The sequence below is a fragment of the Butyricimonas sp. DFI.6.44 genome, from assembly GCF_022132345.1.
Lineage (GTDB): Bacteria > Bacteroidota > Bacteroidia > Bacteroidales > Marinifilaceae > Butyricimonas > Butyricimonas muris.
Genome location: NZ_JAKNJD010000015.1, coordinates 77495 through 91787, shown reverse-complemented (window position 1 = coordinate 91787; position 14293 = coordinate 77495). Strand labels below are relative to the sequence as shown.

11 protein-coding genes are annotated in these 14293 nt (G+C 44.5%); 2 read left to right on the top strand and 9 right to left on the bottom strand.

The features are described 5' to 3' along the window. Positions 1–7: 7 nt before the first annotated feature. The 8 genes from L0M98_RS19150 to L0M98_RS19115 form a co-directional block, all read right to left on the bottom strand. On the bottom strand, positions 8–2266 hold the full coding sequence (locus L0M98_RS19150; protein ID WP_227217271.1) for a zinc-dependent metalloprotease: 2259 nt from the start codon (positions 2264–2266) through the stop codon (positions 8–10). A 2-nt stretch (positions 2267–2268) separates the two neighbouring features. After that, entirely contained in the window at positions 2269–2898 is a 630-nt protein-coding gene (locus tag L0M98_RS19145) for a hypothetical protein (RefSeq protein WP_227217272.1), read from the bottom strand. A 5-nt stretch (positions 2899–2903) separates the two neighbouring features. Then, positions 2904–3659: a hypothetical protein gene (locus tag L0M98_RS19140; protein WP_227217273.1), complete on the bottom strand. Its 756-nt coding sequence runs from the start codon at positions 3657–3659 to the stop codon at positions 2904–2906. A gap of 22 nt (positions 3660–3681) precedes the next feature. Then, on the bottom strand, positions 3682–5187 hold the full coding sequence (locus L0M98_RS19135; RefSeq protein ID WP_227217274.1) for a PKD-like family lipoprotein: 1506 nt from the start codon (positions 5185–5187) through the stop codon (positions 3682–3684). 15 nt (positions 5188–5202) lie between these two features. Continuing rightward, positions 5203–5988 carry a DUF4843 domain-containing protein gene (locus L0M98_RS19130; protein ID WP_222621202.1) on the bottom strand — a complete coding sequence of 262 codons (786 nt, stop codon included), beginning with the start codon at positions 5986–5988 and terminating at the stop codon, positions 5203–5205. 15 nt (positions 5989–6003) lie between these two features. After that, positions 6004–7443, bottom strand: a complete 1440-nt coding sequence (locus L0M98_RS19125) for a RagB/SusD family nutrient uptake outer membrane protein (protein ID WP_227217275.1) — start codon at positions 7441–7443, stop codon at positions 6004–6006. A 29-nt stretch (positions 7444–7472) separates the two neighbouring features. Continuing rightward, positions 7473–10907: a SusC/RagA family TonB-linked outer membrane protein gene (locus L0M98_RS19120; RefSeq protein WP_227217276.1), complete on the bottom strand. Its 3435-nt coding sequence runs from the start codon at positions 10905–10907 to the stop codon at positions 7473–7475. A 117-nt stretch (positions 10908–11024) separates the two neighbouring features. Continuing rightward, the gene (locus L0M98_RS19115) at positions 11025–12167 is read right to left on the bottom strand and encodes a FecR family protein (RefSeq protein ID WP_227217277.1); all 1143 of its coding nucleotides are present in this window, start codon (positions 12165–12167) and stop codon (positions 11025–11027) included. A gap of 102 nt (positions 12168–12269) precedes the next feature. Between L0M98_RS19115 and L0M98_RS19110 the strand changes: the two genes are divergently transcribed. Beyond that, entirely contained in the window at positions 12270–12824 is a 555-nt protein-coding gene (locus tag L0M98_RS19110) for an RNA polymerase sigma factor (protein WP_227217278.1), read from the top strand. On the opposite strand, the gene L0M98_RS19105 is transcribed toward L0M98_RS19110, so the two are convergent. Then, positions 12786–13481, bottom strand: coding sequence for a hypothetical protein (locus tag L0M98_RS19105; RefSeq protein WP_099289831.1), 696 nt, complete (start codon positions 13479–13481; stop codon positions 12786–12788). The two genes, L0M98_RS19110 and L0M98_RS19105, sit on opposite strands and share 39 nt — an antisense overlap. A 170-nt stretch (positions 13482–13651) precedes the next feature. On the opposite strand from L0M98_RS19105, the gene L0M98_RS19100 reads away from it, so the two are divergent. Next, a complete protein-coding gene (locus L0M98_RS19100; RefSeq protein WP_099289830.1) occupies positions 13652–14188 on the top strand; it encodes a flavodoxin family protein in 537 nt (178 codons plus the stop codon). Positions 14189–14293: the final 105 nt, after the last annotated feature.

Here is a 14293-nt window from a genome sequence, read left to right as displayed (position 1 = left end):
TCTCCTTTTACTTTAAAAACCTATTCATACGCTGAATCAAATCCCGGCAATAGACACCGAATCGCTCGTCCGTGTTTGCCACACTAACTTGTTTCAATTTTCCCTGCATATCTGCCATATACCCTTTGTAGAATCGGATTGCCTGCGGCCCGCCTCTCGAACCGTAAGAACTGACTTGCCGCAAGAAACTGTGTTGCAAGTTCTGCCTGTAAACATCCGGCATCTCTCCCGACAACACGTCTTGCCAGATGATCCGATTTAAATCCTCGAAAAAGTCCGTCCGTGTATAATTTCCAACGGAATCCCTCTCCGGTAAGCCACTCCCTTTGCCAACCAACATCGTCAAAACCCCGCTTTGCACCAATTCGATGAAACGTAACGGATCATTCTCCACTTTTCCCGACAACATCGGTTTCAACAACCATTCGGGAGTGGTAAACACCTGTTCTCCCAAAAACATCATCGCCCGACGCTGATACTCCCTCTCCACCGGCGTTCTCACTGCTTGTTCCTTCTCGTCATAATTTACATAACTGCCGCCCACGATATTCACCACCTGTTGCATGTAAAAATAAAACTGTCCCCGGGGTACATTTTGCTCTCCGATAAAGATGATCCGGTCATACATATTCCGGAAAGTCGTGTAACTGCCATCTGCATCCGGGCCCCACCTCTCCAATTGCTCCAACACCCGCTTCAAATTGGCTATCCCGTAAGTATTCGCTTCCACCAAATCATCCCCCAAATCTTCCGATTGGCAACGGGGATCTCCCGAAGTATTCTGAGCCCCGAACCATTGTCCCCACTTCTTTTGCTCCTCTCCGACCCAAGCGGACACGCGCGTGTGCTCTTCCTCCAATGTCTTTATTTTCGGGAACAAACGATAGCCCCATTCGATAGCCCAGTAATCATACATGTTTATCCGAGGAATCAAATTTTTCCGCTCGATGCCGTCCCCGGGTTGTGCCACGTAATTAAACCTCGAATAATCCATAAGAGAAGTGGAAATACCGTTTTCCGTCAACCATTCGTTATCCCGCAACTTCTCCACAGGCACAACGGAACTCGCCCCCATGTTATGAGTCAGTCCCAACGTGTGTCCCACCTCGTGCGAAACAATCACCGATAGCAATGCACCCAACCATTCATCCGAAATCCCTTCCGTGAATACCCCCGGATCACTCGCTCCCGCCTGCATCATGTAATTCCCCTTCAACCACTCCACCAACCCGTGTCCCCACTGGATACGAGCGTGATATATCTGCCCGCTCCTCGGGTCGGCATACCGTTCCCCGAAGGCGTTTTCTTCCGGGAGCGGCTTATACACGATAGCCGCCCGACAAGACTCCAACGTCCAAGTCGAATCGGTCGACGGTGCCACCCTCGCCTCAATGGCATTTTTAAACCCGGCTCGCTCGAAAACGGGCTTCCAGTTATTGATTGCCATTTCAATATAGGGAACCCATTTTGCCGGAGTCAACGGATCAATATAAAACAGAATAGGTTCCCGAGGTTCCACGAGTATTCCCTTCTGATACTTCTTCATATCTTCCGGGCGGGGTTCCAACCGCCAACGGGAGATGCAATACGCCTCTTCCTCTTTCGCCGTCGTATCGTCGCATACCAAATGCTTGCTCCTGAAATACCCCACCCGCTGATCTTCATAACGAAGCCGCATCAATTGCCCGGACATCAAAAACAGACAACTACTCGCCTGTACCTGCCCTCCCTTTCTCTCCCGCCAACCGACAATCTCCATGCAATCCGGATGAGAAATGATTTTCAGCGTCGGGGTCCGCAATTTACCGTCTACCATCCCCGTGTCGCTCACCACCCACGACGTGATATCCAAACGCAAAGCCTTCCCGTTGCCGCTCTCCTCGCTCTGAAAATCGGCAATCTCATGAGGAACCTTAGGCAGTCCCGTCATATTGGAACCCGCATTCTTACTCATCACCGCTTTCTGTATCAACACCATCCTACCATTCTCTCTCTCCCGCAACTGCAAGATTCTCGGCTCTCCGGACATATCCCCCACTTGGGCGTAATAACCGTTCCCCACCGCCGCGATCTGGTTCACCAGCAACCATTCCCTCCCCACGAGAGATGCAGACAATTCCCAAATCACCCGATCTCCTTCCCGGTATATCTTGAAATAATCTTTCTCTTTCCCCTTACCCGCCGAAAAAACAGGCAGCAAGAGGAAGAGAAGGAAGGAAAACTGGAATGTTTTCCTCCCCGCTGCACAACATTTCAATAAATTCATAATTATGATTTACCTAAATTTAAAATACAATTTCTAATCTCATAGAAATCTTTTATCGTCCCATTAAAATAATGGGAAGCCCAAAATATACTTCTCGGTTTTTCATAACTCTTTTCAATAGCTTCTACAATATCTTGTGAATAATTGGGAAGAAACAAGTTAAGATTACCTACAAAATTTTGAATCTCATCGTATTCATCTTCTAAACCTAAAAAAATAGCACTTTCTCTCGTGATTTTCAACACGTATAAAGAATCTTCTTTTTCCACGTAAGAATTTATTAAAGAAATCCCTATCGTATTTAATCTGAAAGAAATTAAAAGCGCATATTTATCTTCTTCAGGCATCTTTTTCAAGAACTTATTTAAAGAATCTACAAATACATTCACGTATTTCTTGTATATAATTGGTACATCTTCAGTTCTTGGAACAACTAACGAATCCCCGCTCACTTCCGGTTGCAATAATTTTCCATACTTCAACCTTTCTTTTTCTTGAGCTAATGTTCGCTGTTCTCCACATGTCAACACAAATAAATCTGAAGATTTATTGTTAGCGCCACATCTATAAAGCCCACCTAAACACAATAATAGAATTAGCAGTTTCATCCAAAAACAAGCATTGTACTTCATAGAATTCAATTAAAAGGATTTATTGAGCTTATTCTATTTATATCTCGGGACAAAACCAACCCCACATTATTTAAACCGGAAAAGATTTCTGCTGTTCCTATCACAACATAACGAATACGGTCAGCTTGTTTATCTGCCCTTGAACCTCCGTCCACCCAACGGTGAGAACCTCCGACAAGTCCATTGCCAACCATATCTGCTCTCAAGGAAATATCTTTGAAATCTCTCGTTGAAACATTTTTCTGCCATGTTAAATAAGCTTTTACAATCAAATTAGCCGCACCATGAGTAATTGTTTCTATATTCAATATTGTTGAAGCGTAATCATACCCCGGATTAATATCTCCACTTTCGCCTCTTGATAATACCTCAATCCTGTCTAGAACATTTGTTTTTATTTGCTCTTTTGAAGAAACAATTATTGTATCTAATTTCCCATTTGCCAATAATCTATTCAGTTGTTGATTTCTTTCGGCAACACACGAGTCCGAAGACTTGTTTTTTTTCAATAAGTAATACTTTATTTTAAATTTTGTACTAAGTTTTTTTAGTAGCTCATAATTTTCCGAAGAAAGCGAATCTTTTACCCATTCAGGAATAACACCTAAAGGCATAAATTCTGCACTATCATTTATAAAAGTACTACGTCCTAATGAAGATATACTTTCTCCATGAATATCTAAACTGGGCTTGGTATCATATTGTTCACAAGAGATAAAGAATATCCCAAATACAATCAATAACAATTTTAGTATTTTCATAATCCTATCCACCTTAATTTCATTATTTTTTATACACGATCTTCTTTATCTTCCCGAAATCGGTTGCCAACAACTTAGGCTCTGCGTCTTTCAAATCCCCGGTATTCACCAACGTGAAAGCATAGAGCGCTCCCTTGCTCCCGTTATACGTGGCGGCAGTCAGGTTCAGCCCGTCGTTTGTCGGCAAGACTATAGAAACCACCTCTTCACCCGCCGGAAAAGCATAAAGCAACCGGGAAGTATTCGCGTCTGCGTCATACAAGCGAATTTCGTTTCCATTGGCATAATATATCTGCTGCCTACCGTACGGGGACACAAACACCGGACTATCTTTCATACCGGGACACGCCTCTTCGCTAACAACATGAAAAGGACCACCATTAAATCCTACTCCCGCCATCGTATAACGTATCACGTAAGCATTGTCCGCATCCCGAAACACCATATTATAATAGTAATTTCCCGCACCTCCGGTCGGCATTCCGATCAATTCCCAATCTTCATCTACTTTCGCCGCATTAAACAAGGTATCTCCCGCAGAAACATAAACACCTCTCACATCCGTAAAAACCACGTTAGTTGCTTGGTACCGGGAATAAAAACGGTGATTCACCTCGTCAAAATACAAAATTCCCATCAATTGCCCCCTGTAATTCATTCCCGAACCGATAAAGGAAGCACAACCGGTTTCCAAACCATCTGACGCAACCATAGGTTCTCCAAATAAAGTTTGCCCCTGATCTTGATGCATCCGGTAAACCTTTCCATCATTTATCAAAACAAATGTAGAATTCTTCTCGATATAATTTGCCAAAACCTGTGGACGAATAACTTCCGGACGCGTTGCAAACATCTGCTCTATATCGGCAAGCACCCGACAAGAACGATAATCTATCACGTATCCCCAATCTTCTCCGAAAATCATCGTCATATTCCCCGCAGCAACCTTCCCGTCCGGAGATGAATACCCGCTAAAATCGACCGTAAACAAATCCGTTACATTCGGTTTCAACACGACTTCCGGGTTTACCTCCGAGAATATACTATGAAACACAGTATCCGTCGATGTGTTGTAAAAACTGATATCCGAATGATTGTCATATTGCTCCACGACAAAATAACCGGGCTGATAGTTCGTCCGCACCTCCAATTTCATCCCCTTACGATAAGTGACACCCGTGTTATTATCCGTCACCTTAAAATCGAACGGGTAAGAATTACCGGAAGCATAATCAACCTGCTCGGCAAAGTCCCGATCCGTGGATAATACCACATTCACAGAATCCGAAGAGGTAGGAATAGAAACCACCCACTCGTAACTCAAGTTTTCCTCATTCTCTTCCAAAGCAAAAGAGAGTTTGGGAAATACTTCCAGTACCATCCCCTGTTGCACAGATACGATTTCCGGTAAATCAATCGAAATCTCATTTAAATCCCGATAAGAATAATTTCCCTTATCCTTGTAACACGACGCCAAAAGCAATACGCCCAGCATCCCGATAAGACTATATCTAAACCAATTTTTCATACTTTCGTGTTTAAATTAAAAAGTAACTTGTTCCCCATTTTCATCCAGCATCTTTTCGCCGGGATGTTCTTCTTGCCACAATTGTAATTCACGACGCATACGCAACAAGTCATCATACATATAATTTCTATCCGCGGGGGACACCGGTTCTACACCCCAGTATTTCCCCAATTTCTCGTACATGAAATCAAACTTCACCCGGCTCCAATCACCAAAAATACCGCACTGTGACCAATAAGGCGGCTCCGACACCAAGTTGGAAAACTTCAACTCGTAGCGCAAAGAAATCAAAAATGTCTTGTCGTCCGATACCGTATCCCCGAACACCCGTGCGGGAAATTCTTCGGAAGGTTCAAGCACGAACTTGACAATTTTCTCTTCGTCACCCAAATTCTTTTTGAGTAACAGCACCTTCGGGGTAAATGAAACCGCATTGGCAGGTAACACGTTATCCTCAATTATAAAATGCTCGCCTTCCACGGCTGTGCTTCCCTCTCCCGCAACTAAATTCACTTCACGATCGTAATCCACGGGCTTCCCCATCAAACGAATCTCCGGAAGTTCAAAAGTATGTTCCTCTACCCCCGGGAAAAAATAGAACGAATAAAAACCGCTGAATATCTTGTTGAACTCGTCCATGTCAAATTTATTCTGTTTAATGACAGTTCCCGTTCCGTAAAACCACACCCCTGCATCATAAGAAGCTCCGGGAATCTTGTCATCATCTTCACAAGCGGCAACAATCCCGAATAACATCACCGCCAACATGATTCGTATATTATATAACGTTTTCATTTTCATAACTGTTCTTGTTGATTATTCTGTAACTCCACGCCTTAATTCAAGCTCTTTCTCCGGTATGGGGAACACGTAACCGGGAGTCGCAACATCCACGTATGTTTCTTGATCGTGATCCAAAACCTTCGTTATATTCAACCGCTTATAATAATAGAATAAATGCCCTTCACTGAAAAATTCTTTCTTGTACTCGTTCAGTATCCCGTTCCGGAACTCTTCGTCCGATATGGAATCTTCTATCTTTTTCAATCCCCTGTTCACCAAAACCTTGTTCAGATAAGCACGCCCTTCCGCCGTGTTACCACAACATTCGGCGGCGATATAATACATCTCAGACCAACGCATCAAAGTAACCAAATCTCCCCTGCTGGCAACACCCCCGTTATACCTATAAAATGTATACTTCTGACCGCCCACCTGATTAGTTTCAGTAAGGTACCACAAGTACGTGAACCGATAATCCGTACTTCCCCCCGACGTTTTTCCATAAAGTTTTTCGATATCTTCCACATCATTAAGCAAGCCATTTCGATCAAGCCCTACTCTTTTGTTGTACACGTCTTTCAAATTAGTTTTATTCAAAGTAAATATACATTCCGTGTAAAATGCAACATCCCTTGATTGCAAATCTTTACAGTCCACCAACGGATCCATAAACCTGAATTGTTGCGACTCTATCACTTTTTGGGCATACAACAAAGCATTTTCCGTGTCCCCCTTCCAGTGGTAAACCCGAGCCATCGTCGCATATACCGCCCAACGGTTAAAATGAGAACGGCGGCTGTTCAACCAACTATTCTCCACGGAAGACGAATACATATTGTCTACCGACAACAAACTATCCGCCTCCTGTAAATCCCGAAGAGCCAACCCGATCACCTCATCCTCCGTATTAAACAAAGGCCATTCACGCCCGGATAGTTTCGTCACGTAAGGAATCGTCAATTCATCCCCAGCCAACGCATACGGCTTCCCGAACAACCGCATCAAATCGAAATGCATAAAAGCACGGACGCCTAACGCTTCCCCCTTTATCATCCGGTAATTGTCATAAGTAAATACCGATTTGTAATTTTCAATCTGTTCCAACAGGCTATTCACGTTAGCGATAACATTATAACCTTTGCTCCAAATATTATCAATCACACTGACAACTTCAGACCCCTGATAATAATTGACTTCCCCCAGATCTTTTCCTAAACCACTGACATCATAAGTGTCGAATATTTTAAAACGCCGAGCCAACACATCCAGATAAGTCATACTCAGTATATCCCCGTACAAGGCATCGTCCGTCATTAGGTAATACACACCCGCCATGCCGTCCATAAATCCCTGTTCCGTCTCGAACATCTCGTAATCAATCACTTCCGTCTTCGAGGGTACATCCAACCAATCGTTGCACGCCCCCAAGGAAAGCCCGAAAACCAACATGATATAAAAAATATATTTCTTCATAATCTACCTTTTTTCATTTTTTACAAACACTACAATCTAGCCGACAGCGTAAACAGGAAACTACGATTGAACGGGTAAGACGTACCGGACTCGCGTTTCATACTTGAAATACGCAATACATTCTGCATCGAAAAACTCACGCTAAAACGGTCGCTGTTAATCGCTTCTCTCGATGTATCATTCACTTTCTGCACAGCTTTGGTTACCAACCGGTTCAACCAACGCTCCACCAAAATACCCGGGTCAATCGTCAATCCCGTAATCTCGAACGAATTTGCTTTCTGCACGAAACGAGAAGTCACTTTCGTCGATTTTTCCGTACGCGTATAACCTTCCAAATCCACCAATCCTTTATAATCAGCAGGTTTACCCGGTTCCATCCAACGATCTTTCAACACCCGTTTATCCATATTTTGTTTCAAATTGAAATTCTCCACTTTACTTGCCAGCGTACTGTTATACAACACACCTCCCGTGCGGAAAGTCAACCCGAAGTTCAAACGGATCCATTTGTATTGGAAATTATTATAAATCGTGAAGTTCAATTTCGGTTGCATATCTCCCATATACACCATATCCTCCTGTCTCCACACGTAAGTTTGCCGCCCGTCTTTCGTCAGGAATACCTCGTAACCGTTACTCGCATCAATTCCCAAAGAACGCACGGCATACAATCCGCTCACGCTGGTACCTTCCACGTATTGAAGCACCGGAGTCGTGGCTCCATTTGTTATCTGTTGATTCAAGGCAGCTTGATTTTGTGCTTTCAAATTATCCGTGATCTCCAACAATTTATTCTCGTTATGATAGAATGAAGTAGATACGGCCCAAAACAACTCTCTTTTAGGTGCTTGCAGCACTACCACCCGAACCCCCAAATCGAATCCCACGTTCTGGCTCTTACCCAAATTATCGTGATAAGAATCAAAACCATTGGAAGGAACCGTGGAAGTCGACATGATTAAATCGTCCGTGGTTTCCCGGTAATAATTGAAGTTCGCCGTCACCCGTCCATCGAACAATCCCAAATCCACACCATAATTCCATTTTTGCGTTTGCTGCCACTTCAATGCCGTATTCCCCAACCCCATCAACGTAGCAGGGATAAAATCAAGGTATCGTCCGTCCGTTTGATACTTGTACGTTGTGGCTCCCGCATAAGCCGGGAAATTCACGCTTCCGGTAAATCCCCATGAAACCCGGAACTTCAACTGGCTGATAATATTCTGCCCCAGCATAAATTTCTCGTTATGGAAATTCCAACCGATACCGACAGAGCCCAAATCCCCGAATCTTTTTTTCCGCCCGAACACGGATGAACCGTCCGCCCGAATAGAACCATCCAACAAATAACGATTACCGTAAGCATAACTCAAGTTCCCGTAAAAACCCGCCGTTCGTTTCATACTATAACTCCCGGACGGTTTCGTGTTACTGTATTGCAGCCCGAACAACAAATCATCCAAGCGGTCATTCGGGAATCCTTTAACCACCAACCCGAAAGAATTGGACTCATCGTGATTCAACTGCGCTCCCGCAGAAATATAAATCGTGTGATTCCCAAAGTTTTGCCCGTAATTCAACGTGGAAGTCAGCTGCCACTTTTTCGTCTTTCCATTATTCTTGGTATAAGATCCTCTTTCGGAAAAAGCCGACGTGAAAAATTCGGACGCCGTTCCCGGTATAAAATTATCCCGTTCCGTTGTCCCGTGTGTATAGGTAAACGTCGTGTTCAACTTCAAACCTTTCACGAAAGTCACTTCCGACCAGAACTCGTTACCGATAGAAAGACTGGAATTTGTATTCACCATATGCAAATGGGCATTCCAAAGCGGATTCTTCTCGGCAGGGGTATGGGATGAAGAGATTAAACCATTACTCCCCTCCGTGGGATAAATATCCACGTATTTAGTGACATTACCGTTCTCATCCTTCGGTAGCCAGTAAGGATTCATCTGGGCATATTGACCGAAATCCCCGTAAGGTGATTCCGACCCCTTGGAAGAACTGATCTTTAGCGCATACTGGAAACTTAATTTCTTATCCAAAGTCGTGTACTTTACCCGGACGTCACCCCCGAGTACATTCCGGTAAGAACCTTTCATGATACCGCCGTTATTGGAATAATTCACCGTTCCCTGCAACAACACTTTTTTGGTCCCGTAAGAAACCCGCGCTGTATGGGAATGAGTAAATTCCGTACGCAAAGGTTGGGACAACCAATATGTATTAATGCCTCGGGCTACATTGTGTTTGACCAAGTTGTGCAAATCATCCAACTGCTTCTGTGTCGAAAAATCACGGCTACGATAGTAACCACCAATCTCCTCAACCTCCAACTTTTGCTTGGCATTCATCAAGTTAAAACTAGATAAATCCGGTATATTCACTCCATAAGTACCCGTGTAAAACACTTGCGTTTTTCCCTCTTCCGGCTGAATCGTTTCCACAACCAATACCCCGTTTGCGGACTTGGAACCGTAAATCGCTGTCGCAGCAGCATCTTTCAACAACGTGACTGACTTCACGATATTGGGACTCATGTCAAACAAAGTCTGCAAATCGGACTCGAAACCGTCAATAATAATCAACGGCGGGTTGCTGATATACCCGTATTCGCTCTCCATGTCCGTCTGCATGATACTGTTCGTACCCCTCAACTGTACCTTCGGCAACACGTTCGGGTTGGAACCGTTCACCACGTCGTCCGGCATCTGGAACGAGGCATCCAACACCTTCAAGGCACTCAGAATACTCGTTTTACTGATCGCACGGATATCCTCTCCCGTGTATTGAGTTGCGGCACCGGTAAAGTTCTCTTTCGGACGGGTAAAAATACCGTTATTGATTACCGTCACCTCCTCGATAGCATAGGCCAGAGAATCCAGAATCACGGTACCCATCTCCGCCTTGGCTGTCAACGTCTTCTTCTCGTAACCGATAAAACTAAATTCAATCTTACTTCCCTCGAAAACCTCCGTCAACATAAAATGCCCGTCAATATCCGACGTGGTTCCCCGGTACTCGCCCACCACTGAAACCGTCACTCCGGGAATCGACTCGTTCTTGGCATCCACCACCCGACCACGCACTCGTTGTATCACCTTTTTAGTTACCGATGTTTCTTTCGCCTTACTTACCACGATAGCGCCACTTTGGAACTTCCATTGTAATTTCGTTCCTTTCAACAACTCGTCCATTACCTCGCTAATCGAGGCATCCTTGAACTCGTAATCTTTCCGGGGAGCATCAGGCAAATCCTCTTTCAGATAAGTAAACCGATAACGTGTCGTTTCCTGCAACCGCTTAAATACCTCTTCCACCAACACTTGCTTCATGCTCAATGTCACGCGCTGGTCCGTCTGGGCAGAAACCATCCCCGGACACCAAAAACTACTCGCGAAAATGTAAAAGATTAGAAAAAGACCCTTCCAAACCATCTTTTTTCGTCCTTTCCTTCTCATAAAATGATTTTTTTCCATACCTTTGTTTTTAAGGTTATTAAATTAACAGATTCATCAATAATCTTGAAACATCGGGAAGAGTGGGCTAGACTCTTCCCCGTTTTTTTGATTATACCTTTAGAAACGGATATATATTTTCTTTCCTTCTATTCTATATTTAAAATCAATTAAACTCTGCAACACACTCAATAACTCTTCCACTTTCTCGTCACGCATGGCGTGGAAAGTCACACTACCACCGGGCGTGGCAACTTTATTCTCGATAACAAATTCTACATCATACCACTGCGCCATAGCTGCAAGAATCACCCCTATAGGCTCTCCCTCAAAGGCAAACATACCATCCCGCCAAGCAACACAAGTTGACGGATCATCCAATTCTACCACTTCAAGATCTCCCGTTTCCCTGTCAAACACGGCCTGTTCACTAGGCGACAATATTTTGTATATCGAATCATTCCCCACGTGCACGACACCTTTCAACAAAGTCACTTTCAAAAATTGTTCATCGGCATAATCCCGCACGTTCAGTTCCGTCCCCGTCACCCATATCTGCAAATTCTCATCCGTCCGCACTTCAAAAGGGCGGATAGGATTAGTCCTCACTTTGAAGAAAGCCTCTCCGCGTAACGTCACCTCCCGTTTATCTTCCGCGAACCGATCCGGATATGTCAGCACCGTTTCCGAATTCAACCAAACCTCGGTACTATCGTTCAATCGCAACCAATACTCGCTTCCCCTCGGAACTTCTACACGGATCATCTGCACCTTCTCCTCCGCGACCACATTCTCGCCAGCCTTCTCTTTCACGTGTTCCTTCCACTCCGTACCCGTGTCATTTTCTTTCAACACTACCTTGCACCCGTCATCCACGGATAAAAACGCGTAATGCTTACTTTCCACCGGAAGAATAGGCTGCATCCCCGCTTTTTCCGTCCGAAGCGAAAAAATAATAACCGTACTCAAAACAGCAACCAACAACACCGCCGCCACCGAAGAAATCTTCATGTACAGTCTGCGCCGCACCTTACGACGAATCTTTTCATGAATTGCCCCTATCGTCTTCTCGTATTTCAGATGTCCGAAATTCCGTTTACGCTCCGCGAAACTCCGCCCGGACACGAACGCCTCATACATCTCCCGATGCTCGAGGGAAGAGTCCAACCAACGCTGCAAACGCTCCTCCTCCCTCGGGGAAATATTCCCAACCACCTTTTTTACCATGATCTCGGCGAGTTCGATTCCGTCCAAATAATTCATATCTCATTTTTTATCACTAAAACACCACCATTCAGAAAAAGTATACATCGAATAAAAAAAAATTATACATTTGTATTGTAATATTTACAATCCCCTCGTACTATGGAGTTGGACACCCTCTTACAAGAAATACAAAAGGATAACCGTAAAGCCTTTGACGAACTCGTTTTGCAATACAACGAATCGCTGAACGCTTTCGCATTCAACATTCTCAAAGACAAAGAAGCAGCGGAAGATATCGTGCAGGATGTATTCGTTAATCTATGGCTAAACCGGAAAAAGATCACCTTCGGGGAATCCACGAAAAGCCTGCTCTACGTGTCCACTCGAAACTTGGTATACAATTATATCCGTTCCGCAAAAAGAGAAAACGAACGCTATAAACACCTCACGGAAGAAAACGAATCGTCCACGTTAAACTATATCATACAGGAAGAAGCCTTGCGCCTCTTGAATGAATCCATCGAACAACTGCCACCCCGCATGGCAGAAGTGATCCGGCTCAGTCTGGAAGGACTGAAACAAGAGGAAATTGCCGAACAAATGGAAGTCACCGTCGCCAACGTGAAAAGATTGAAAGCACTCGGTATCGAGAAGCTAAAAAAATCACTCGGGACATTATCCTGCTTCGTGTTCACCACGACCGGATTGATCTGACCTCTCCCGGCTCTGGGCGTAATACTTGCAATACTTGTTCAACACGCACTCCCCGCACAACGGGTTTCTCTTCCGGCATACCATAGCGGCATAATCCAGTATCGCCCAGTTCAACTCCTTGCAGCGCCGCACCTCGATTATGTCATTCGCCAACTCCTGCACTTCTTTATCAAAACGCACGTCGATAAAATCACCCGGTTCAAAATAACGCTTCAATAAACGGGACATATTCACGTCCAGCAACGGTTTACGATTTCTCAATATAAACAACTCGAAAGCGTTCGTCACGTATAAACCCACGAAACCGGAATCCCTCAACTCGTTCGCGTCCCCCGGAAGTTGCCCTCCCCTGCGACGCAAATCTTCCGTCAGCTTATAAAGCCTCCGCGCTCGATGCCGGTATAATCCCAACGGCCTCATCACCTCTTCCAATTCCTCCAGCGTTGCGCCGCAAAGAGCTTCCCAATCCGGATATTTCGAGAAAAAAGTATCATAATATCTCGCCACGGTCTCCGCCTTCGTCCTTTGCAACAGAATCTCGGATACGATCTGCTGATACTTCGTCGCACGAGCTTCCCTCCACGGGAACACCCGCTGATTCTCATCAAACCACCGTAACAGACGGTGTTGTAAATATTGAACCATTACTTCTCGCATATCGTTTCATTAACTCTTAATCAACCATGCAAATCTAAGAAATCGTTTCAAGATGTCATCACTCATCCCCTTATTATTAACAGGAATCAGTAATTAGGGTATATATACCCGTAATATATATAACAACCGACACCCTATTTTTCCATATCTTTGTAAAAAACAAAAACGACATGAACAAGAAAGTACTTATTTTATCCGGAAGCCCACGGAAAGGCGGAAACTCCGACTTATTATGCGACCAATTCATGCAAGGCGCACAAGAGGCCGGACACCAAGTAGAAAAGATATTTCTAAAAGACCGGACGATTCATTATTGCACGGGCTGCGGCATCTGTAACGCGGGAAAGCCTTGCCCGCAAAAGGATGACATGTCCGAAATTCTGGAAAAGATGATCGCCGCAGATGTCATCGTAATGGCCACTCCCGTCTATTTCTACACGATGGATGCCCAGATGAAAACCCTGATAGACCGGACATGTTCCCGTTACACCGAAATCAGTAACAAGGAATTCTACTTTATCGTGACAGCTGCCGACACGAGCATCCCCGCCATGGAACGCACCGTCGAAGGCTTCCGGGGCTTTACCGATTGTCTGGAAGAGGCAAAAGAAAAAGGAGTAATCTATGGCGTGGGAGCTTGGCAAATCGGCGAAATCAAACAAACGAAAGCCATGGAACAAGCCTTGACGATGGGCAAGCGATGCTGATATTCCTACCAACAATCAAGGGATATACAGGAGAAGAAATACCTTTTCGCACAATATAAAATACATTTCCATTAGGGTTTCGTGGGAAATACTTCTATGATACTC